The organism is Pseudomonas sp. Eqa60 (genome assembly GCF_018326405.1).
GTDB classification, from domain to species: domain Bacteria; phylum Pseudomonadota; class Gammaproteobacteria; order Pseudomonadales; family Pseudomonadaceae; genus Aquipseudomonas; species Aquipseudomonas protegens.
Genome location: NZ_AP024342.1, coordinates 6,009,162 through 6,029,449 on the forward strand (window position 1 = coordinate 6,009,162; position 20,288 = coordinate 6,029,449).

At 63.0% G+C, this 20,288-nt stretch carries 21 protein-coding genes; 9 read left to right on the forward strand and 12 right to left on the reverse strand.

The features are described from left to right. Positions 1-65: 65 nt before the first annotated feature. From KI242_RS27210 to KI242_RS27220, 3 genes are all read left to right on the forward strand, one after another. Positions 66-1,379: a C4-dicarboxylate transporter DctA gene (locus KI242_RS27210; RefSeq protein ID WP_015637104.1), complete on the forward strand. Its 1,314-nt coding sequence runs from the start codon at positions 66-68 to the stop codon at positions 1,377-1,379. A 79-nt stretch (positions 1,380-1,458) separates the two neighbouring features. After that, positions 1,459-2,172 carry a FadR/GntR family transcriptional regulator gene (locus KI242_RS27215; protein ID WP_011063573.1) on the forward strand — a complete coding sequence of 238 codons (714 nt, stop codon included), beginning with the start codon at positions 1,459-1,461 and terminating at the stop codon, positions 2,170-2,172. Positions 2,173-2,208: 36 nt separating this feature from the next. Further along, entirely contained in the window at positions 2,209-2,904 is a 696-nt protein-coding gene (locus KI242_RS27220; protein WP_212805704.1) for a GntR family transcriptional regulator, read from the forward strand. Positions 2,905-2,910: 6 nt separating this feature from the next. Here KI242_RS27220 and yjiA read toward each other — a convergent pair whose 3' ends face one another. The 3 genes from yjiA to KI242_RS27235 form a co-directional block, all read right to left on the reverse strand. Then, a complete protein-coding gene (yjiA, locus tag KI242_RS27225; protein WP_019095101.1) occupies positions 2,911-3,882 on the reverse strand; it encodes a GTPase in 972 nt (323 codons plus the stop codon). Positions 3,883-3,996: 114 nt separating this feature from the next. Continuing rightward, positions 3,997-4,194, reverse strand: a complete 198-nt coding sequence (locus tag KI242_RS27230; protein ID WP_007937254.1) for a YbdD/YjiX family protein — start codon at positions 4,192-4,194, stop codon at positions 3,997-3,999. Between the two features lie 16 nt (positions 4,195-4,210). Then, positions 4,211-6,277, reverse strand: a complete 2,067-nt coding sequence (locus KI242_RS27235; protein ID WP_011063576.1) for a carbon starvation CstA family protein — start codon at positions 6,275-6,277, stop codon at positions 4,211-4,213. Between the two features lie 216 nt (positions 6,278-6,493). Here KI242_RS27235 and KI242_RS27240 point away from each other — a divergent pair, with 216 nt between their 5' ends. Together KI242_RS27240 and KI242_RS27245 are read left to right on the forward strand one after the other, a co-directional pair. Beyond that, positions 6,494-6,955, forward strand: coding sequence for an isoprenylcysteine carboxylmethyltransferase family protein (locus tag KI242_RS27240; protein WP_015637107.1), 462 nt, complete (start codon positions 6,494-6,496; stop codon positions 6,953-6,955). 54 nt (positions 6,956-7,009) lie between these two features. After that, complete coding sequence (locus KI242_RS27245) at positions 7,010-7,378, forward strand: PilZ domain-containing protein (RefSeq protein WP_011063578.1); 369 nt, start codon at positions 7,010-7,012, stop codon at positions 7,376-7,378. A 7-nt stretch (positions 7,379-7,385) separates the two neighbouring features. On the opposite strand, the gene KI242_RS27250 is transcribed toward KI242_RS27245, so the two are convergent. The 4 genes from KI242_RS27250 to katB all read right to left on the reverse strand — a co-directional run bounded on the left by KI242_RS27250 (position 7,386) and on the right by katB (position 11,730). Next, positions 7,386-8,108, reverse strand: a complete 723-nt coding sequence (locus tag KI242_RS27250) for a hypothetical protein (protein WP_011063579.1) — start codon at positions 8,106-8,108, stop codon at positions 7,386-7,388. Between the two features lie 40 nt (positions 8,109-8,148). Next, entirely contained in the window at positions 8,149-9,516 is a 1,368-nt protein-coding gene (gene radA, locus KI242_RS27255; RefSeq protein ID WP_011063580.1) for a DNA repair protein RadA, read from the reverse strand. Positions 9,517-9,561: 45 nt separating this feature from the next. Continuing rightward, a complete protein-coding gene (locus KI242_RS27260) occupies positions 9,562-10,122 on the reverse strand; it encodes an ankyrin repeat domain-containing protein (RefSeq protein WP_015637109.1) in 561 nt (186 codons plus the stop codon). A gap of 66 nt (positions 10,123-10,188) precedes the next feature. Next, positions 10,189-11,730, reverse strand: a complete 1,542-nt coding sequence (katB, locus tag KI242_RS27265; protein WP_174395148.1) for a catalase KatB — start codon at positions 11,728-11,730, stop codon at positions 10,189-10,191. A gap of 287 nt (positions 11,731-12,017) precedes the next feature. Between katB and mscL the strand changes: the two genes are divergently transcribed. Further along, on the forward strand, positions 12,018-12,431 hold the full coding sequence (gene mscL / locus KI242_RS27270) for a large-conductance mechanosensitive channel protein MscL (protein WP_011063583.1): 414 nt from the start codon (positions 12,018-12,020) through the stop codon (positions 12,429-12,431). 47 nt (positions 12,432-12,478) lie between these two features. Here the strand turns inward: mscL and KI242_RS27275 are convergent, their stop codons facing one another. Beyond that, positions 12,479-13,255: a ferredoxin--NADP reductase gene (locus KI242_RS27275; RefSeq protein WP_015637111.1), complete on the reverse strand. Its 777-nt coding sequence runs from the start codon at positions 13,253-13,255 to the stop codon at positions 12,479-12,481. Positions 13,256-13,469: 214 nt separating this feature from the next. On the opposite strand from KI242_RS27275, the gene KI242_RS27280 reads away from it, so the two are divergent. Beyond that, the gene (locus KI242_RS27280; protein ID WP_015637112.1) at positions 13,470-14,594 is read left to right on the forward strand and encodes a methyltransferase; all 1,125 of its coding nucleotides are present in this window, start codon (positions 13,470-13,472) and stop codon (positions 14,592-14,594) included. Between the two features lie 96 nt (positions 14,595-14,690). Here KI242_RS27280 and KI242_RS27285 read toward each other — a convergent pair whose 3' ends face one another. The 3 genes from KI242_RS27285 to KI242_RS27295 form a co-directional block, all read right to left on the reverse strand. Then, positions 14,691-14,858 (reverse strand): DUF2474 domain-containing protein, encoded by a 168-nt coding sequence (locus KI242_RS27285; RefSeq protein WP_011063586.1) that lies wholly within the window; start codon positions 14,856-14,858, stop codon positions 14,691-14,693. 112 nt (positions 14,859-14,970) lie between these two features. Then, positions 14,971-15,978 carry a cytochrome d ubiquinol oxidase subunit II gene (gene cydB / locus KI242_RS27290; protein ID WP_011063587.1) on the reverse strand — a complete coding sequence of 336 codons (1,008 nt, stop codon included), beginning with the start codon at positions 15,976-15,978 and terminating at the stop codon, positions 14,971-14,973. Positions 15,979-15,981: 3 nt separating this feature from the next. Next, on the reverse strand, positions 15,982-17,421 hold the full coding sequence (locus KI242_RS27295) for a cytochrome ubiquinol oxidase subunit I (protein WP_011063588.1): 1,440 nt from the start codon (positions 17,419-17,421) through the stop codon (positions 15,982-15,984). A gap of 572 nt (positions 17,422-17,993) precedes the next feature. Here KI242_RS27295 and KI242_RS27300 point away from each other — a divergent pair. Next, positions 17,994-19,232: an MFS transporter gene (locus tag KI242_RS27300; RefSeq protein WP_065363648.1), complete on the forward strand. Its 1,239-nt coding sequence runs from the start codon at positions 17,994-17,996 to the stop codon at positions 19,230-19,232. A gap of 34 nt (positions 19,233-19,266) precedes the next feature. Here the strand turns inward: KI242_RS27300 and KI242_RS27305 are convergent, their stop codons facing one another. Further along, positions 19,267-19,563, reverse strand: coding sequence for a hypothetical protein (locus KI242_RS27305; protein WP_174395150.1), 297 nt, complete (start codon positions 19,561-19,563; stop codon positions 19,267-19,269). A gap of 437 nt (positions 19,564-20,000) precedes the next feature. On the opposite strand from KI242_RS27305, the gene KI242_RS27310 reads away from it, so the two are divergent. Continuing rightward, positions 20,001-20,279 carry a type II toxin-antitoxin system RelE/ParE family toxin gene (locus tag KI242_RS27310; protein WP_077934813.1) on the forward strand — a complete coding sequence of 93 codons (279 nt, stop codon included), beginning with the start codon at positions 20,001-20,003 and terminating at the stop codon, positions 20,277-20,279. The last annotated feature ends 9 nt before the right edge of the window (positions 20,280-20,288 follow it).

Sequence of the window (20,288 nt, forward strand, 5' to 3'; positions counted from 1 at the left end):
TAAGTCCTCCATCCGCTGCGCATCCCCCGCGCACGGCAGACAGGACACCGACCAGGATTCCCCCCATGCTCAGATGGTGCTCGCGTTCGATTTTCCTCCAGGTTGTCCTCGGACTGATGCTCGGCATCGTGTGCGGACTCACCCTCCCCGAATACTCCTCCCAGCTCAAACCCCTAGGCGATGGTTTCATCAAGCTGATCAAGATGCTGATCGGGCTGATCGTGTTCTGCGTGGTCGTCAGCGGCATCTCCGGTGCCGGCGACCTGAAGAAGGTCGGCCGCATCGGCCTCAAGTCGGTGATCTACTTCGAGATCCTCACCACCGTGGCCCTGGTGATCGGCCTGATCATGGCCTTCAGCACCGGCATCGGCAGCGGCGCCAACATCCATCTGGAGCAACTGTCCACCGCGGACATGGGCGACATCGCCCAGCGTGGCCAGCACATGCACACCACCACTCAGTTCCTCATGGACCTGATTCCCACCTCGGTGATCGGTGCCTTCGCCGAGAACAACATCCTCCAGGTACTGCTGTTCTCGGTGCTGTTCGGCAGCGCCCTTAACCTGGTGGGTGAAGCCGCCTCGGGCATCTCCCGGCTGATCAACGAACTGAGCCATGTGATCTTCCGCATCATGGGCATGATCGTGCGTCTGGCGCCCATCGGCGTGTTCGGTGCCATCGCCTTCACCACCAGCAAGTACGGCCTGGATTCGCTGCAGCACCTGGGCAGCCTGGTGGGGCTGTTCTACCTGACCTGCTTTGCCTTCGTCGCGGTGATCCTGGGCCTGGTGATGCGTTTGTCGGGCCTGCGCATGCTGCCCTTTCTCAAGTACCTGCGCGAAGAGTTGCTGATCGTCCTCGGCACCGCTTCCTCCGACGCCGTGCTGCCGCAGATCATGCGCAAGCTGGAACACCTGGGGATCGGCAGTTCCACCGTAGGCCTGGTGATTCCCACCGGCTACTCGTTCAACCTCGACGGCTTCTCCATCTACCTGACCCTGGCCATCGTCTTCATTGCCAACGCCACCGGCACTCCGCTGTCCATGTCGGACCTTTTGACCATTCTTCTGGTGTCGCTGATCACCTCCAAGGGCGCCCACGGCATCCCCGGCTCGGCGCTGGTGATCCTGGCGGCAACCCTGACTGCAATCCCGGCGATTCCGGTGGTGGGCCTGGTGCTGGTGCTGGCGGTGGACTGGTTCATGGGCATTGGCCGCGCCTTGACCAACCTGATCGGCAACTGCGTGGCCACCGTCGCCATCGCCCGCTGGGAAAAGGACATCGACGTGCAGCGGGCCAACAAGGTGCTCAGCGGCCAGCAGGGCTACACCTTCCAGGCCCGAAAACCGGTGACCGGCGCCCACCAGCAAGAATTTTGACCCGACCTTGTGCCTGTCATCGGCAGGCACAACACTCGGCGCGGCAACAGCGCGCTATTAATCGTTCATGGAGTCAGCAGTGATCAGCTCGTCAACAGTGGTGAATTCAGTGGTAGAAAAGCTCCGGGCCGCCCTGGCCCGCGGCCAGTGGCGCTCCGGCGACATGCTGCCAGGGCAACGCGAATTGGCCGAGCAACTGGGCATCAGCCGCCCCAGCCTGCGCGAAGCGGTGATCGTCCTGGAGACCCTGGGCCTGGTGCGCTCCATGCCCGGCAAAGGCGTGGTGGTGCTGGACACCCCCCTGGACGAAGCGCAGAACAGCGACAGTGCAGTGGCCGGGGCCAGCCTCGAAGACGTGCTGCAACTGCGCTACACCCTGGAGCCCTTCATCGTCGGCCTGGTGGCGCAATCCATCAGCAGCAAGGAAGTCGGCCAGTTGCGCCTGACCCTGATGGACATGCGCGAAGCCCTTGAAGCCGGCGACAGCGAAGCCGGGGTCAATGCCTACATCGCCTTCCACGAGGAACTCTTCACCCTGACCAGCAACCCGATCTTCCAGAACGTGGTGCAACAGACCAGCAATGCCCTCAAGCAAAGTGCACAGATCCTGCGCAATTCACCGGAGCACCTGGCCGAACGCCTGGAAGAAAACGAGGCGGTGGTGCGGGCCATCCGCAACAAGAACAGCGCCCTGGCCAGCGCCGAGATGCGCCGGCACATCCTCCAGGAAGGCCAGCGCATGGGCATCGAACTGAATATCCCGGACGATCACCTGGGCAACAGCGCCCAGTAATCCCCCCCGAGTCAGCAACCGGACTGGAGACAGGCCATGGTCAGCTACGCCCTGAAAAACAATCCCTTCACCCGGGTGGCTAGCCTGCCAAGGCGCCCTCGGGGCGAAAGGAAGCTGCTGGTGGATGATGTCTACCCGCAGATCTTCGACGCCATTCTCGAACAGCGCATCGCTCCCGGCAGCCGCTTCACCGAAGACAGCCTGGGGCAGGCCTTCGGCGTCAGCCGCAGCATAGTGCGCCAGGTCCTGGCGCGGCTTTCCCATCAGCAAGTGGTGATCCTGCGGCCCAATTACCGGCCCCAGGTGGCGGCGCCGGACCTGGAACAGACCCGGCAGATCCTGCATGCCCGGCGCCTGACGGAAATCACCCTGGTGCGCCTGGCCTGCCAGCAGCCCCGGCGCCAGTTGCAACCCTTGCGCGAGTTGATCGCCCAGGAGCGCGAGGCCATTGCCCGCGACCAGCGCGGGCCGGCTATCCGCCTGTCCGGGGAGTTCCATCTGCAACTGGCGGAAATCGCCGGCAACGGGCCCCTGGCACAGTTCCTCGGCAGCCTGGTGCCCCTGACCTCACTGGCCATCGCCCAGTTCGAGGGCCAGACCCGCAACTACTGCTCCTGGCAGGAACACTCGAAGATCATCGATGCACTACAGGAGGCCGATGCCGAAAAGGCCGAAACCCTGATGAACCAGCACCTGGCGCACCTGGAGCAGCGCCTGCTGGGCGGCCTGTAGCCGCCATCAGCCCGCGAGCATCCGCTCGAACCCCTGCCGGATCTTCTCTTCCGGCAGATCGTCGGCAATGAACACCATCACGCTCTCGCGCACTTCGCCTTCGGCCCATTCGCTGTCCCAATCGAAGCCATAGAGCTTGAGCACGCCCTGGAACACCATGCGCCGGGGCTCGTCGATAACGCTCAGCACACCTTTGTAGCGCAGCAGTTGCTTGCCGTGGTCTTCCAGCAGCTCATTCATGAATTCGCTCAGGCGATCCAGGTCCAGGGCTTGCTCGGTGCGCAGCACCAGGCTGGAAATCCGGTCCACTGACGGCGCCTTGCTCACTGGCCGCAGGCTGAGACCGCCCCCCAGGTCGGCATTGAGATTGAACCCCCGCACATCCAGCAGTTCGGCCAGGTCGATCTGGCCGTGCTCCACCAGGCGGATCGGTGCCCGGCGGTTGATCCGGGTCAGGCGCTGGCCGAGGGCTTCGAAAGTCGCCTCGTCCACCAGGTCACGTTTGCTCACCAGCAGCCGGTCGGCAAAACCGATCTGCGCCTGGGCAATGGTCTGGGTCAGGTGGAACTCGGCGTGCTTGGCGTCCACCAGGGTGATGATGCCGTCGAGGATATAGCGTTCGCGCAGTTCCTCATCGATGAAGAAGGTCTGTGCCACCGGCGCCGGATCGGCCAGCCCGGTGCACTCGATCACCAGCCGGTCAAAGGCGATCTCGCCGCTGTCCAGACGCTCCAGCAACAGGTACAGGGCCTTGGTCAGGTCGGTGTGGATAGTGCAGCAGACGCAGCCGTTGGACAGGGTCATGACCTGTACCGGCTGCTCGCCCAGCAACTGGGTGTCGATGCCGGCATCGCTGAATTCGTTCTCGATCACGGCGATTTTCAGGCCGTGCTCGGCCTTGAGCAGGTGGCGCAACAAAGTGGTCTTGCCGGCGCCAAGAAAACCGCTGAGCACGGTCACGGGAATAGGGTTGTGCAAAACAGGATCTCCCACGCATAAAAACGTAGAAGCCGGCTTGTCGGCGATGGCGTCCGAAGAACCGCTATCGCCGGCAAACCGGCTCCTACAGGGGTGTGGCTCAAACGCTGTATTTCAACAGCACTTCGGACCGCCCTTACCGCCGTATCGCGCCTCCTGGCGTTCCCGGAAGAACGCCTCGTACGACATCACCGGCTTGTCCGGGTGCTTGGTTTGCATATGCTCGACGTAGTTGTCGTAGTCGGGCATGCCGACCATCAGGCGCGCGGCCTGACCGAGGTATTTACCGAGGCGACTCAGGTCATTGAACATCGTTGCAATCCTCGAGTTACGCGTCCGGCACGGCCTGATAGGGCGATTCTTTATCCGTACGCTCCTTGCTGCCCCAGGCGGCGATGCCGACCTTGAGCGCGTAGAACAGGATGCTGAACACCACCAGCAGGAACAGGGCTGTCAGGGTCGCGTTGGTGTAGGCGTTGAAGATCACGTGCTGCATCTGCGTGATGTCCTTGGCCGGGGCGATGATCTGGCCGTTGGCCATTGCATCGCTGTATTTCTTCGCCAGCGACAGGAAGCCGATCGCCGGGTTGGCGTCGAACAGCTTGATGAAGCCTGCGGTGGTGGTGCAGATCAGCAGCCACACAGCCGGCAGCAGGGTGACCCAGATGTAGCGCTGGCGCTTCATCTTGATCAGCACCACGGTACCCAGCATCAGGGCGATACCGGCCAGCATCTGGTTGGAGATGCCGAACAGCGGCCACAGGGTGTTGATGCCGCCCAGAGGATCGATCACGCCCTGGTACAGCAGGTAGCCCCAGAGCGCCACGCAGCCTGCGGTGGCAATCAGGTTGGCGGTCCACGACTCGGTGCGTTTCAGCGCCGGAACGAAGGAGCCCAGCAGGTCCTGGAGCATGAAGCGCCCGGCACGGGTACCGGCGTCCACCGCAGTGAGGATGAACAGGGCTTCGAACAGGATCGCGAAGTGGTACCAGAAGGCCATGGTGTTCTCACCCGGCAATACATGGTGGAGGATCTGCGCGATCCCCACTGCCAGGGTCGGCGCGCCGCCGGCACGGGCCAGGATGGTGTTTTCACCGATGTCCTTGGCCACCGCCTGCAGTTGGTCCGGGCTGATCGCAAAACCCCAGCTGCTGACAGTCTGGGCTACCGCTACCACGTCGCCGCCGACGATGGCCGCCGGACTGTTCATGGCGAAGTACACGCCCGGCTCGATCACCGAGGCCGCGACCATGGCCATGATCGCCACGAAGGACTCCATGAGCATGCCGCCGTAGCCGATGTAGCGGGCGTTGGCTTCGTTATCCAGCAGCTTGGGCGTGGTGCCCGAGGAGATCAGCGCATGGAAGCCGGAGACCGCGCCACAGGCGATGGTGATGAACAGGAAGGGGAACAGGCCGCCTTTCCACACCGGGCCGGTGCCGTCGGTGAACTGGGTCAGGGCCGGCATCTTCAGCTCGGGCATGGTGATCAGGATGCCGATCGCCAGAGCGATGATGGTGCCGATCTTGAGGAAGGTCGACAGGTAGTCCCGCGGTGCCAGGATCAGCCACACCGGCAGTACTGCCGCGACGAAACCGTAGCCGATCAGCATCCAGGTGATCTGCACGCCGGTGAAGGTGAACATCTTGCCCCACACCGGATCCGCCGCCACCTGGCCACCCAGCCAGATGGAGCCGAGCAACAGCAGCACGCCGATCAACGAGATCTCACCAATGCGGCCCGGGCGGATGTAGCGCATGTACACGCCCATGAACACCGCGATCGGGATGGTCGCCATCACCGTGAAGATGCCCCACGGGCTCTCGGCCAGGGCCTTGACCACGATCAGCGCCAGCACCGCGAGGATGATGATCATGATCAGGAAGCAGCCGAACAGCGCGATGGTCCCCGGGATACGGCCCATTTCCTCACGGACCATGTCGCCCAGGGAACGGCCGTTACGCCGGGTGGACAGGAACAGCACCATGAAGTCCTGCACCGCACCGGCCAGGACCACCCCGGCAATCAGCCACAGGGTGCCGGGCAGGTAGCCCATCTGCGCCGCCAGCACCGGGCCCACCAGGGGGCCTGCGCCGGCAATGGCCGCGAAGTGGTGACCGAAGAGAATGTGCTTGTTGGTCGGGACGTAGTCCAGGCCATCATTGTTGACCACGGCGGGCGTGGCCCGGCCCGGGTCCAGCTGCATCACGTTATTGGCAATGAACAGACTGTAATACCGGTACGCCACCAGATAGATGGCCACGGCGGCGACCACAATCCACAAGGCGTTGATCGCCTCGCCGCGACGCAATGCAACTACGCCAAGGGCGCAAGCTCCTACGATTGCCAGCAGCAGCCAAGGAACATGGCGCAACAGGCTATTATTATTTTTCATTTTTTTATTCCAGCCAGGAGGATAGAAAAACCGCGTTTCGAGTGTAGCGCTACTGCTCTTAAAGACCACCCCCCACGTTGGTCTAGAGCCTTCTTTTAACTTATGAGGGCGGTTTTTCTTGCTCCCGATCTGCCTGAGCGGCGCCCGCCAGGAAAAAACCGGAACCCTGGGCACTTGCCGACAGTCGCACGCTTGAGCCCTGGTGCAGGAACCTCCATGTCAACGCCACCCGAACAACCGCCATTGCCACCGCCACTCCTGTATTTACTGTGCCTGACCCTGGCGCTGTTTCTCAGCGGCTGGCTGCCCTTGCCGCTGCCGGTCAATAACGGCGTGCGCAGCCTGGCAGTGATCCTGATCGTCTTCGGGCAGGGCTTGTCGTTCTGGGCCATGTGGCGTTTCCGGCAACAGCGCACCACCTCCAGCAACTTCGACCAGCCCGACCAGTTGCTCCGCGATGGCCCCTTCGCCATCTCGCGCAACCCGATCAACCTGGGCGACACCCTGGGCTACTGCGCCATTGCCCTGCTGCTGGGCAACCTGTGGCCCTGGCTGTTGCTGCCGGGGCTGCTGTACCTGATGAACCGCACGGTGATCCGCCCGGACGAGAGACAACTGCTGGAGCTCTTTGGCCAGCCCTACCGTGACTACTGCCGCAAGGTCCGGCGCTGGTTGTAGCGACAGGCGCGAACCGGGGTCTATAGTTCAGGGCACCATGCAGAGGGCCAGCCCATGACCGAGCAACACGACGACCGCCGACGCTTCAAACGCATCGCCTTCGATGCCCGGACCGAACTCAGCCAAGGCACCCACCGCTGGCCGGTACGGCTGCTGGATCTTTCACTGAAGGGCCTGCTGATCGAGCGCCCCGATCCGTGGCTGGGCGACCCGGCGCGCCCCTTCGAGGCCGACATTCACCTGAGCTCCGACGCCGATGTGCGCATGGACGTACAACTGGCCCATGACAATAAGGGCCAACTGGGCTTCGTCTGCCTGCACATCGGCCTGGAGTCCATCGAGCACCTCAGGCGCCTGATCGAGTTGAACCTGGGAGACCCCGAGGAGCTTGAGCGCGAGCTCGGGGCCTTGATCGATATCTGATGCCCTTTCAGGGAAACAGCGCGGGCTCGGGAAACTCGCTTTCCGTGTCCCAGTAACCCGCCTGCTGGCGCGTGGCGACAGTCCACTGGCCGTCGGCATAACGGAAGGTGCGATAGGTGGTAACGAACTCTTCGTTCTCCATCGATGAAGCGGACGACACCTGCTGGATGCTTTCCGTGCCGCCACCAACGGACGGTACGATCTGCCAGGCCGCCTTGCCGGTCTGGGCAAACACCAGCGGCTGCTTCTCCGCGCCCTCCCCCTGGCACAGCACCGGGTCCAACTGATTCTGTTCCGGCATCAGCACTTGGGTGGCCGGGCCGCTGTAGCTGCCCATGGGAGCGGTCTGGTCGATGGTCAGGAAAAACGCCGGGGACGGCAGGCCGTTCAGCGGTGCCTTTTCCACGGTGGCCATCGGGTAGCCCAGGGACTTCTGCGCCAGTACCTCGCCGCTATCGGACACCAGGCGCGCCTGGGCTCCCAACGGCGCGCTCGGCTGATCCCCCTCCGGCTCGGCAAAGCTGTCGGCGTCCAGGCCATTGCCCCAGCTATCGGCATGCAACTGGGGGGTGATGCGCACATCCTCCAGCACCTCCAGCACCGAACCGTCGCCCACCAACACCTGCTGGGCAATCCGATAGCCTTCCGGCACCTCGGCCGGCTGTGCCAGGGCCAGGCCGCAATAGCCCAGCAACCCCCAACCCAACACCCGCCCCCTGAATCCGCTCATGGCCATATCACCTGCTTCCTTTCAAAAAAGACCTACATGCTTACTCGAAAAGTGCATCCAGCGCCTGCTCCAGGCGGGTCACGGCAATGATCTTCAAGCCCGGCGGCGCCTCTTTCGGCGCGTTGCCCTTGGGCACGATAGCTCGCTTGAAGCCGTGCTTGGCCGCTTCCTTCAAGCGCTCCTGACCGCTGGGCACCGGGCGCACCTCACCCGACAGGCCGACTTCGCCAAACACCAGCAGGTCATGGGGCAACGGACGGTTGCGCAGGCTCGACATCACGGCGGCCATCAACGCCAGGTCGGAGGCGGTTTCCAGCACCTTGACCCCGCCCACCACGTTGAGGAACACATCCTGATCGTGGGTGGGGATGCCGCCATGGCGATGCAGCACCGCCAGCAGCATGGCCAGGCGGTTCTGGTCCAGGCCCAGGGTCACCCGGCGCGGGTTGGCCAGGTGGCTGTCATCCACCAGCGCCTGGACCTCCACCAGCATCGGCCGGGTGCCTTCCCAGGTGGCCATCACCACGCTGCCCGGAACCTCTTCCTGGGCACGAGTCAGGAAAATCGCCGAAGGATTGGAGACCTCCTTCAATCCGCGGTCAGTCATGCCGAATACACCCAGCTCATTCACCGCACCGAAACGGTTCTTCACCGCCCGCAGCAAGCGCAGGCGCCCGTCGGATTCGCCTTCGAAATACAGCACGGTGTCCACCATGTGCTCCAGCACCCGCGGCCCGGCCAGGGCGCCTTCCTTGGTCACGTGGCCGACGAGGAAGATCGCCGTGCCGCTCTGCTTGGCGTAGCGCACCAGCAAGGCCGCGCTCTCGCGCACCTGGGACACGCCGCCCGGGGCCGACTGCAGTTGTTCGGTGAAAATCGTCTGGATCGAGTCGATCACCATGACCTTGGGTTTTTCTACCCGGGCCGTGGCGATGATGGTTTCGATGCAGGTCTCGGTCATCACCCGCAGTTGGTCCTGGGGCAGGCCCAGGCGCCGGGCGCGCATCGCCACCTGCTGCTGGGATTCCTCACCGGTGACATACAGCGCCGGCATGCGCGTGGCGATATTGCACAGGGTCTGCAGCAGGATGGTCGACTTGCCGATCCCCGGATCACCACCGATCAGCACCACCGAACCGTCCACCAGGCCGCCGCCCAGTACCCGATCGAGTTCACCGGAAGCGGTGGAGAAACGCGGAATTTCCTCGACGCTGACTTCCGCCAGGGTCTTGATCTGCGCCTGCTGCCCGGCCCAGCCGGTGCGCCCGGCAGGTGCCGCCGCGCCGCCGCTTTCGATCATGGTCTCGGTCAGGGTGTTCCAGGCCCCGCACTCACCGCATTGCCCGGCCCATTTGGGAAAGGTGGAGCCGCACTCGGTGCAGCCGTACATGCGCTTGGCCTTGGCCATCTGAACCCCCGGCAAAAACCGCGATGATAGCTCAGCTGGCGCGGATCAGCGCGGTGCGGCGGTACGTATCTGCCCGCTGGCCAGGCGCGTGGCGCTATTGCCCAGGGGATCCTCGGCATTCAGGTCGGCGCCCTTGGCGGCCAGGGCGTCGAGCAATTCGACCCGCTTGAACAACCCGGCGTACATGGCGGCGGTCTGCCCGGCGCCATTGCGCTGGTCGGGACTGCAATCGGCGGCCAGCAGGCGCCGGGCGATCTGCACCTCGCCCTTGAAGATCGCCCCCATCAAGGCCGTGTTGCCACGCTTGTCCTGGGCGCAGGCGTTGGCCCCAGCGGCCAGCAGGCGCTCCACCGCCGGGCCCTGGCCGTGATAGGCCGCGAGGATCAGCGCGGTGTAGCCCTTTTCATCCTGGGTATCGAGGGAATAGCCGGCCGCGATAAAGGTGTCGAGCATTTCCACATCGCCACGGCGGGCGGCATCGAAATAGTAGTTTTCCAGCTGGACCTTGACCGCCACCGGGTCGGCGGCGGCCGCTGCTTCGGCCGTAGGCTGCGCGTAGGCGGCAAACGACCAGGCCACTGACAGCAGCGCTATAAAAAGACGCATGGCGCGACTCCTCTGTCGGAAAAAGACGTCACGCCCGGGCGGGCGTGACGGGTAAGGCTCGCTCGATCAGTCGCTCAACTTCACCGCCAGGGCCTTGACTCGGGCCAGGTCGCCCTTGGCCACCTTGGTCACCCCAGTGCCGTATTCCGGGTCGGCCTTGTAAAGGAACGACAGCATGACGTGCTTGCTCTCATCATCAGTGGTGGCCAGGGAGCCGCCGAAGCTGTCGATCAGGTCCTGGCGTTCCTTCTTGCTGAAGGAGCGATACAGGTCACCGGCCTGCTTGAAGTTCTGCTCGCGCTGGATCTTCGCCTGCTGGGTGCTGCCCGCCAGCGCCATCTGGCTGTAGCGCGCGGTCTGCGGCTCTTCGCGTGGCATCAGGCGGCTTGGCTGGTAGTTGACCCCCGTGCTGCTGTGGCCCAGGTTCATCGCGCCGTCCTGGTTGCCGTTGTTCACCGGGTTCTTCGGCGCGTTGATCGGCAGTTGCAGGGCATTGGCGCCGATGCGGTACATCTGGGTATCGGCATAGGAGAACACCCGTCCTTGCAGCAGGCGGTCTTCCGACGGTTCGATGCCCGGCACCAGATTGGCCGGCGCCATGGCCACTTGCTCGGTTTCCTGGAAGACGTTGGCCGGATTGCGGTTCAACACCATCTGCCCGACTTTGCGCTCGGGCACACCGGGCCAGATCTTGGTAGCGTCCAGCGGGTCGAAATCAAACTTGGCCAGGTCTTCGGGTTTCAATACCTGGACATACAAGTCCCACTTGGGAAAGTCCCCTTTATTAATGTGGGTTACCAAGTCATTAGTCATATGGCTGTAATCGCGGCCCTGTACCTCCACCACTTGTTTCGGGTCGAGATTCTTCAGACCCTGCAGGCTCTTCCAGTGGAACTTCACGTAGTGCACTTCGCCCTTGGCGTTGATCAACTTGTAGGCATGCACACCATTACCGTCCATTTCCCGGTAACTGGCCGGAGTGCCGGAGTTGGAATACAGCTCGGTCAGAGTACGGGTGGCTTCTGGAACATGGGAGAAGAAGTCGAAACGCCGCGAGTCATCGTCGAGATTGGTGCGCGGATCGGGTTTGAACGCATGCACCATGTCCGGGAACTTGATGGCATCACGAATGAAGAAGGTCGGGAAGTTGTTGCCCACCAGGTCCCAGTTACCGTCCGCGGTATAGAACTTGGTGGCGAAGCCCCGTGGATCGCGCAAGGTTTCCGGGGAGTGGTTGCCATGCACCACCGCCGAGAAACGCACGAATACCGGGGTCACTTCGCCGGCGGCAAACACCTTGGCACGGGTCAGGTCCGTGAGGTTGTCGGTTACCGTGAAAGTACCGTGGGCACCCGTGCCACGGGCATGCACCACACGCTCTGGAATGCGCTCGCGGTCGAACCGCTGGAGTTTCTGAATCAACTGCACGTCTTGCAACAGCACCGGGCCGGTGGCGCCCGCAGTCTGCGAATTCTGGTTGTCGCCCACTGCCGCACCGTTGTCGCGGGTCAGCGTGGCGGCCTGTACGGAAAGGGAAAGCATACTGGCGGCAAGCACGCCCAGTACGCGTCGCTGGGAAAGACTCCCAAGGCCAAGAGAAGCGGTCATGTTGTATTCCTCTAGTTATATAAGGCGCATCTCGATGCGCCTGCTAGAGGCTAGTGACTAAATATTTGAAAGATAAATAGAAAGGCCGTAACCGTTCGATTGACAGAATGTACTGGTTATATCGTGGGGCGCGGGGTATATCGCGCGCGATTTGATGGCACTTTGAATAAACTATTTGCCTCTTTATCGGTCGATAACCCCGCGAGCTGTAAAAAGTTGTTTCGGCAAAATGCTTTTTGCTGAATTACACTGCCGTAACCAACCTCATCTGTAGCAAGGAATAACCTATGGGCGTGCTAAGTGAATTCAAGGCCTTCGCGGTCAAAGGTAATGTGGTCGATATGGCCGTCGGTATCATCATCGGCGCCGCGTTCGGCAAGATCGTCTCGTCCTTTGTTGGCGACGTGGTCATGCCGCCAATCGGCCTGCTGATCGGTGGGGTGAACTTCGGGGATCTGGCGGTCACGCTCAAGGCGGCTGCGGGCGATACGCCGGCAGTGGTCTTGGCGTACGGCAAGTTCATCCAGAGCATCATCGACTTCGTGATCATTGCCTTCGCCATCTTCATGGGGGTCAAGGTGATCAACCGTCTCAAGCGCGAAGAAGCCGTGGCCCCGACGCTGCCGCCGGTGCCGACCAAGGAAGAAGAGCTGCTGGGGGAGATCCGCGATCTGCTCAAGGCTCAGAACAACAAGCCCTGAGGCTGATCCCGCAATACGACAACGGCGCCCTGATGGCGCCGTTTTCATTACCAGTAGTTTTCCACCGCCACCTGCCCCGGTCGCCGGGTCAGGCTCAGGCTCATGCCCCGCTGCTTGAGCAGGGCGCGGGTGTCATCGATCATCTGTGGGTTGCCGCAGAGCATCACCCGGGAGTGCTCGGGGCTCAGATCCACGCCGGCGGCACGCTCCAGCTCACCGCTCTCGATCAACTGGGTGATGCGCCCGTTGAGGCTGCCCGGATGCTGCTCGCGGGTCACGGTGCTGATGAATTGCAGCTTATGGGCAAATTCCGCCAGGTATTCGCGCTGGGGCAACTCGGCCAGCAGGCGCTGATAGGCCAGCTCCTTGGCCTCGCGCACGCTGTAGACCAGGATGATGCGTTCGAATTTTTCCCACACCTCGAAGTCCTGGAGGATCGACAGGAACGGCGCAATCCCGGTGCCGGTGGATAGCAACCAGAGGTCGCGACCATCGACGAAACGGTCCAGGGTCAGGTAGCCAAAGGCCTGGCGATCCACCAGCAGGCTGTCCCCCACTTCCAGGCGGCTCAGCTCGCTGGTGAACTCGCCGCCGGGCACCACGATGGAAAAGAACTCGAGAAACTCATCGAACGGCGACGACACCATGGAATAGGCGCGCCACACCGTACTGCCGTCGGCCTTGGTCACCCCGAGGCGAGCGAACTGCCCGGCACGAAAGCGAAAACCCGCATCCCGGGTGGTGCGCAGGGTGAACAGGCTGGAGGTCAAGGGCTGGACCTCGAGCAGGGTCTGGCGGGTGTACTTTTCTTCACTGGCAGTCATGACAGGCTCCACAAAACCGATGCGCTAGTGTCCCGCAAAGCGCCGCGCAGAAACACCGGCGGTTTGTAGTGGCATAGAGCGCGGGCAATCAGCGACAAAAAAACGTACCATTTAGCCCCGCTTCGAACAGCCCGCACTGCCGCTGTCCGAGGGTTCCCGTGCACTCGACAACCCCCACCGCCGGGACATTCACCGATTACCTAGAGTCCGCCCCATGCCCCTGCTTGCAAGCCCCTTCGCCCAGCTCGACCTGATCCGCCAGCCCGAACAGCAGAACGAGCCACTGCAAGCCTTCGACGCGGCGGACGAATACCTGCTCAATCACCTGGCCGAACAACAACCGGCCAGCGACACCCGGGTGCTGGTGCTCAACGACAGCTTCGGCGCCCTGGCCGCGAGCCTGCTGGGCAAGGTCCAGGTCAGCAGCAGTGGCGACTCTTACCTGGGCGCCCTGGCCCTGGAAAAGAACCTGGTGCGCAACGGCCTGCCCTTCGACGCCGTGCGTGTGGTGCCGGCCAGCGAGCCCCTGGCCGGCCCCTTCGACCGGGTGCTGATCCGCGTCCCCAAGACCCTGGCCCTGCTGGAAGAGCAACTGATCCGCCTGCAAGGGCAGCTGGCCCCCGGCGCCCAGGTGGTGGCGGCGGCGATGGTCAAGCACCTGCCCCGCGCCGCCGGTGATTTGCTGGAGCGCTACATCGGCCCGGTCCAGGCCTCGCTGGCGGTGAAAAAGGCTCGGCTGCTGATTGCCACGCCGCAAGACAAGCAGCCCGTCGTGTCGCCCTACCCGACCCGCTATCGCCTGGAACAGCCGGCCATCGAGCTGCTCAACCACGCCAACGTGTTCTGCCGCGAAGGCCTGGACATCGGCACCCGCGCCTTCCTCCCGCACCTGCCGCAGAACCTCGGCAGCGCCCGGGTCGCGGACCTGGGCTGCGGCAACGGCGTCCTGGCCATTGCCAGCGCCCTGGACAACCCCCAGGCCCATTACACCCTGGTGGACGAATCCTTCATGGCGGTGCAATCGGCCCGGGAGAACTGGCAGGCCGTGCTGGGCGAGCGCGAAGCCCAAATGCGAGCCGGCGACGGCCTGGCCGGACAGGCAGCGCAATCCCTGGAGGTGGTGCTGTGCAACCCGCCGTTCCACCAGCAGCAGGTGGTGGGCGACTTCCTCGCCTGGCGCATGTTCCAGCAGGCCCGGGAGGCCCTGGTGGTAGGGGGCGCACTGTACATCGTCGGCAACCGCCACCTGGGCTACCACAGCAAGCTGGCGCGGCTGTTCCGCGGCGTCGAGCAAGTGGCGGCAACCCCCAAGTTCGTCATCCTCAAGGCCCGCAAGTAAGGTCTCGCCAGAACACAGCGGCCTTTTCGACAGGCAAAAAAAACCCTCCACCAAGGGAGGGTTGAAACCGTGCCGCAAGGCAACGGGATGGGATGATCAGTGGGTGGTCAGGCCTGCGGCATTCATGAACATGCGCATCAGGCTGGCGACCACGAACAGGGCCAGGACACTGCCGCCCCAGATCATTACCAGCCAACCCAGGCGCTGCCACAGCGGCTTCTTTTCCGCCTGTTCGATTTCCTGCAAAGAGTGTTTACCGCTCATGACCTCAACTCCTGCCTAACCCGGATTCCCGTAGGAGCTGGCGTGCCAGCGAAAGCGACCGCAAGCTCGGCGCAAGGCGCGAAGGCCTCTTCGCCGGCAAGCCGGCTCCTACCTAGTGATAACCGTCTTCGTGGGTGACCTTGCCGCGGAACACGTAGTAGCTCCAGAAGGTATAACCCAGGATGAACGGGATGATGAACAAGGTGCCCACCAGCATGAAGCCCTGGCTCTGCGGCGGCGCGGCGGCGTCCCAGATGGAGATCGACGGTGGCACTATGTTCGGCCACAGGCTGATGCCCAGGCCGCTGTAGCCGAGGAAGATCAGCACCAGGGTCAGCAGGAACGGCGTGTAGTGGGCGTTGCGGGCCACGGCGCGGAGCAGGCCGTACATGGTCACCAGCACCAGGATCGGCACCGGCAGGAACCAGAACAGGTTCGGCAGGGTGAACCAGCGCGCGGCAATCTCGGCGTGGGCCAGGGGCGTCCAGATACTGACGACGCCGATCACCGCCAGCACCACGTAGGCCAGGGGCCGCGCCAGGTCATGCATCTGCAGTTGCAGCTTGCCTTCGGTCTTCATGATCAGCCAGGTGCAACCGAGCAAGGCATAGGCCACCACCAGCGCCAGGCCGCAGAACAGGGTGAACGGGGTCAGCCAGTCCAGGGAACCGCCGGCGAACTGGCGGTTGACCACCGGCAGCCCATCGATGAATGCCCCCAGGGCCACGCCCTGGAAGAAGGTCGCCGCCACCGAGCCGCCGATGAAGGCCTTGTCCCAGATGTGGCGCTTGTCTTCCTTGGCCTTGAAGCGGAACTCGAAGGCCACGCCGCGGAAGATCAGGCCCACCAGCATCAGGATCAGCGGCAGGTAGAGTGCCGAGAGCACCACCGAGTAGGCCAGCGGGAAAGCGCCGAACAACGCCGCGCCCCCCAGTACCAGCCAGGTTTCGTTGCCGTCCCAGACAGGCGCGACGGTGTTCATCATTACGTCACGGTCGCGGTCGTCCTTGACGAACGGGAAGAGAATCCCGATCCCCAGGTCGAAGCCGTCCATGACCACGTACATCATGATGCCGAAGATGATAATCACGGCCCAGAGCAGCGGAAGATCAATACCCATGACTCAGTTCCCCTTGTTCAGGCGGGTGCCGTGGTCGGCGTCGTGGTCATCGTCGGCTGCGGACAGCGGACGGGCCGGGGTGCGTTTCTGGCCGGGGCCACCGTGGCTGGTTTCGGCACCTTCGTTGGTAACCGGGCCTTTGCGCACCAGGCGCATCATGTAGCCGATACCCACGCCGAACAGCGAGAAGTACACCACCACGAACAGCGCCAGGGTGATGCTCATCTGCACAAAGCTGTGGCCGGAAGAGGCATCCGCCGTGCGCATCAGGCCATAGACCACCCACGGCTGGCGACCGATCTCGGTGGTGAACCAGCCGGCCAGGATCGCGATCAACCCGGAGGGGCCCATCCACAACGCCAGGTACAGGAACGGGCGCGAGGTGTAGAGGGTGTCGCGCTTGCGCAGCCAGAGGCTCCACAGGCCGGTGAAGATCATCAGCATGCCCAGGCCGACCATGATCCGGAACGACCAGAAGACGATGGTCGAGTTGGGCCGGTCCTCGGGTGGGAACTCCTTGAGTGCCGGAACCTGCTTGTCCAGGGAGTGGGTGAGGATCAGGCTGCCCAGGTAAGGGATTTCCACCGCGAACCGGGTCTTCTCGGCTTTCATGTCCGGCCAGCCGAAGAGAATCAGCGGGGTCGGCTCGTTGCCGACATTTTCCCAGTGACCTTCGATGGCGGCGATTTTCGCCGGCTGGTGCTTGAGGGTGTTGAGCCCGTGGAAGTCGCCGATCACCGCCTGCACCGGCGCCACGATCAGGGCCATCCACATGGCCATGGAGAGCATGCGACGAATGGCCGGGTTGTCCCGTCCCCGCAGCAAGTGCCAGGCTGCCGACGAGCCGACGAAGAACGCCGTGGCAACGAACGCGGCTACGGCCATGTGCGCCAGGCGGTAGGGGAACGACGGGTTGAAGATCACCGCCAGCCAATCCACCGGGATCACCTGGCCGTTGACGATTTCATAGCCCTGGGGCGTCTGCATCCAACTGTTGGACGAGAGGATCCAGAAGGTCGAGATCAGGGTGCCGATGGCCACCATCACCGTGGAGAAGAAGTGCAGCTTGCGCCCGACCTTGTTCCAGCCGAACAGCATCACCCCGAGGAAACCGGCCTCGAGGAAGAAGGCCGTGAGCACTTCATAGGTGAGCAAGGGGCCGGTAACCGAACCGGCAAAATCCGAGAAGCGACTCCAGTTGGTGCCGAACTGGTAAGCCATCACCAGGCCGGAGACCACGCCCATGCCGAAGTTGACGGCAAAGATCTTCGACCAGAAGTGGTAGAGATCGCGGTAGGTGTCGTCGCGGGTCTTCAGCCAGAGGCCTTCGAGTACCGCCAGGTAGCTCGCCAGGCCGATGGTGATCGCCGGGAACAGGATGTGGAACGAGATGGTGAACGCGAACTGAATTCGGGCGAGATCAAGAGCCTCTAAACCGAACATAAGCTTTCCTCTATCAGGTAATACCGGCTGCCGGCCAGAGGCCTGCACCCACTGCCCCCACGGATATGGAGTGCGGCGAATTCGGATTCGTTCTTTTTTAAACCATCGCTACGCAGGGAGTCTGGCACTTGGGCCACCACATCAGCCTTTGCAAAAAGGTTTTGATCTGGATCAAGCAACGTTGAAAGAGTAGTCCTAATTTCGCCATGCAACTCTGTGGTTATTTGCCGCGTGACAGCTTGCCTCACCCTCTCAAGCCCAGGGTTTTCCCGGCTTTTTCCCACACAAAACGCCTGTAGCCGCTGCTGAGCCTGCGAAGCTGCGAAAGGCCGGGCCGCGTTCGGTACGTAGGGCCTTGGCTGGCAACTTCCCGTCGAACCTGCGGCGTATTCAAGATCCTGGCGTCTCCTTCGGAGCCGTTCGCAGCCTGCGGCAGCGGCTACAGGGTTCGCGACCAGGTGTTCGAGCGAAAAACAAGATAGATGCGCGGCTAACGAATTTTCCCCGGGCCGCAACTATTGGTTACACCTTGGTGATAATCTCGTGGCACTCCCGCTCAGATCTACCGCCCGATGCCCAGCCAAGACCCTCTGCTGCTCCGTCACCATCGTCCGTTCATCGCGTTCTGGCTGGCGCGGATCTTTACCGCCAGCGGCTTCCAGATGCTCACCGTGGCCATTGGCTGGAACCTCTACCAACTGACCGGCAATGTGCTGGACCTGGGCTTGGTGGGGCTGGTGGAATTCGCCCCGCGGGTGCTGTTCATGCTGCACACCGGGCATGTGGCCGACCGCTACGACCGGCGTCGGGTGGCGGCCATCTGCCAGTCGCTGCAAGCCCTGATCGCCCTGGCCCTGGCCGTCGGCAGCCTGACCGACAGCGTCACCCGGGAAATGATCTTCATCCTGGCCTTCCTGCTCGGCGGCGCCCGCTCCTTCGAAATGCCCACCACCCAGGCCCTGCTGCCGAGCATCGTGCCCGCGGCGCTGTTTCCCCGGGCGGTGGCCGCCGCGCAATCGGCGCAGCAGTCGGCGACCATCGTCGCCCCGGCCCTGGGCGGGTTGCTGTACGCCTTCGGCAGCGTCTGGGTCTACGGCCCCACCGTGGTCCTGTACCTGATCGCCTGCGTGCTGATGCTCAACCTGCCGGCCCGGCAGACCCCGTTGAACAAGGGCAAGGCCACCCTCGATTCGCTGCTGGCGGGCATCCGCTTCATCCGCAGCCGCCCGGACATCCTCGGCGCCATTTCCCTGGACCTGTTCGCGGTATTGCTGGGTGGCGCCACCGCGCTGTTGCCGGTGTTCGCCAAGGACATCCTGCTCACCGGCCCCTGGGGCCTGGGGCTGCTGCGTTCGGCGCCAGCGGTGGGGGCCTTGCTGATGTCCCTGTGGCTGGCGCGTTTTAGCGTCGAGCGCAAGGTCGGGCGGGTGATGTTCACCGCGGTCGGGGTGTTTGGCGTGGCCACCATCGCCTTCGGCCTCTCGACTTCGTTCTGGTTTTCCCTGGCGGTGCTGGTGGTGCTGGGGGCGGCGGACATGATCAGCATGGTGATCCGCGCCTCCTTCGTGCAACTGGAAACCCCGGACGAAATGCGCGGCCGGGTCAGCGCGGTGAACGGCCTGTTCATCGGCGCGTCGAATCAGTTGGGGGAGTTCGAATCCGGGCTGACCGCCCACTGGTTCGGCACAGTGCCGGCGGTGGTTCTGGGCGGGGTCGGCACGCTGCTGGTGACCGGCGTCTGGATCAAGCTGTTCCCGACCCTGGCCCAGCGCGATCGGATGATCGAACGGCTCGAGCAACCCAAGGCCTGAAGCCGCGCCGGGCTGGCGCGGCCAGGTTCAAGCCTCAGTGGCTGGGCTGAGCTTCAGCAGCGGCTCGCCATTTCGCCGCCTCCAGCAGGTCGCAACCATCCTGGGTCAGTACATAGAGCACGTCGATGATGTGCGGGATGTCCTTCACATCGCCATGGCTGAAATTCAGGCAGCAGAGGGTTTCCAGCAGATTGGCAGCCGTGCGCATGCGTTGCTCGGCGGCTTCGTGCAGCGCCTCAGGGGAGGCGTTGGCGTTGATAAAAAATACTCCTGGCCGGCTTATGTTGGATTTAAGCGGCACATAGTGGGCAGCAGTTTTCGGGGTATTCATCATTAGATCCTTCTTTATGAATGACCGCCCCAATCGTGACCAAACGATGGGTGGCGGACTGTGCACAGGTTGGTCAACCGGGAAGAAGGCACCCGGCACACCCGAAGGTGTCCCGCGCACAGCCCACCATTAAGCGTGCGGACACGAAAAAGTGCCTGCAAACCAGGGTGGCGCGTGCGCCTTCTAATTTCGGGTGACCAAACCCGGCCGCTGAATTGGCAGCGACGGCGCGAACTATAGGGGTGATGGGACGGGCGGTGCAACAAGCGGCTGGTTAGCCTTTGTTACCCGTTCACAAGCCCCGTGCCCGACTCCTTGCCGAACCGAGCTGCGACAGAGAAACGCCCCGTGGGGGGCCTCGTAACAGGTTGTTGATCATTCTCTGCAATACAAAACCGCTACGAAGCGTGTAAGGTATCGCCTTACACTCGCACTCCATGATCAAGTCCTTTCAGCACAAAGGCCTGCGCGCCTTCTATGAAACCGGATCAACTCGTGGAATACGGGCTGAGCATGCACGCCGGCTGGCGCGCCAGCTGTCGTTCATGGATCACGCCAGCGAACCGGCCGGGCTCAACCTGCCGGGCTGGCGGCTGCATCCACTCAAGGGCGACCTGCATGGCTATTGGTCTTTGGTGGTGTCCGGCAACTGGCGAGTGATCTTTCGTTTCGTAGGTTCGGATATCGAGCTGGTGGATTATCTGGACTACCACTGAACAGGAGGC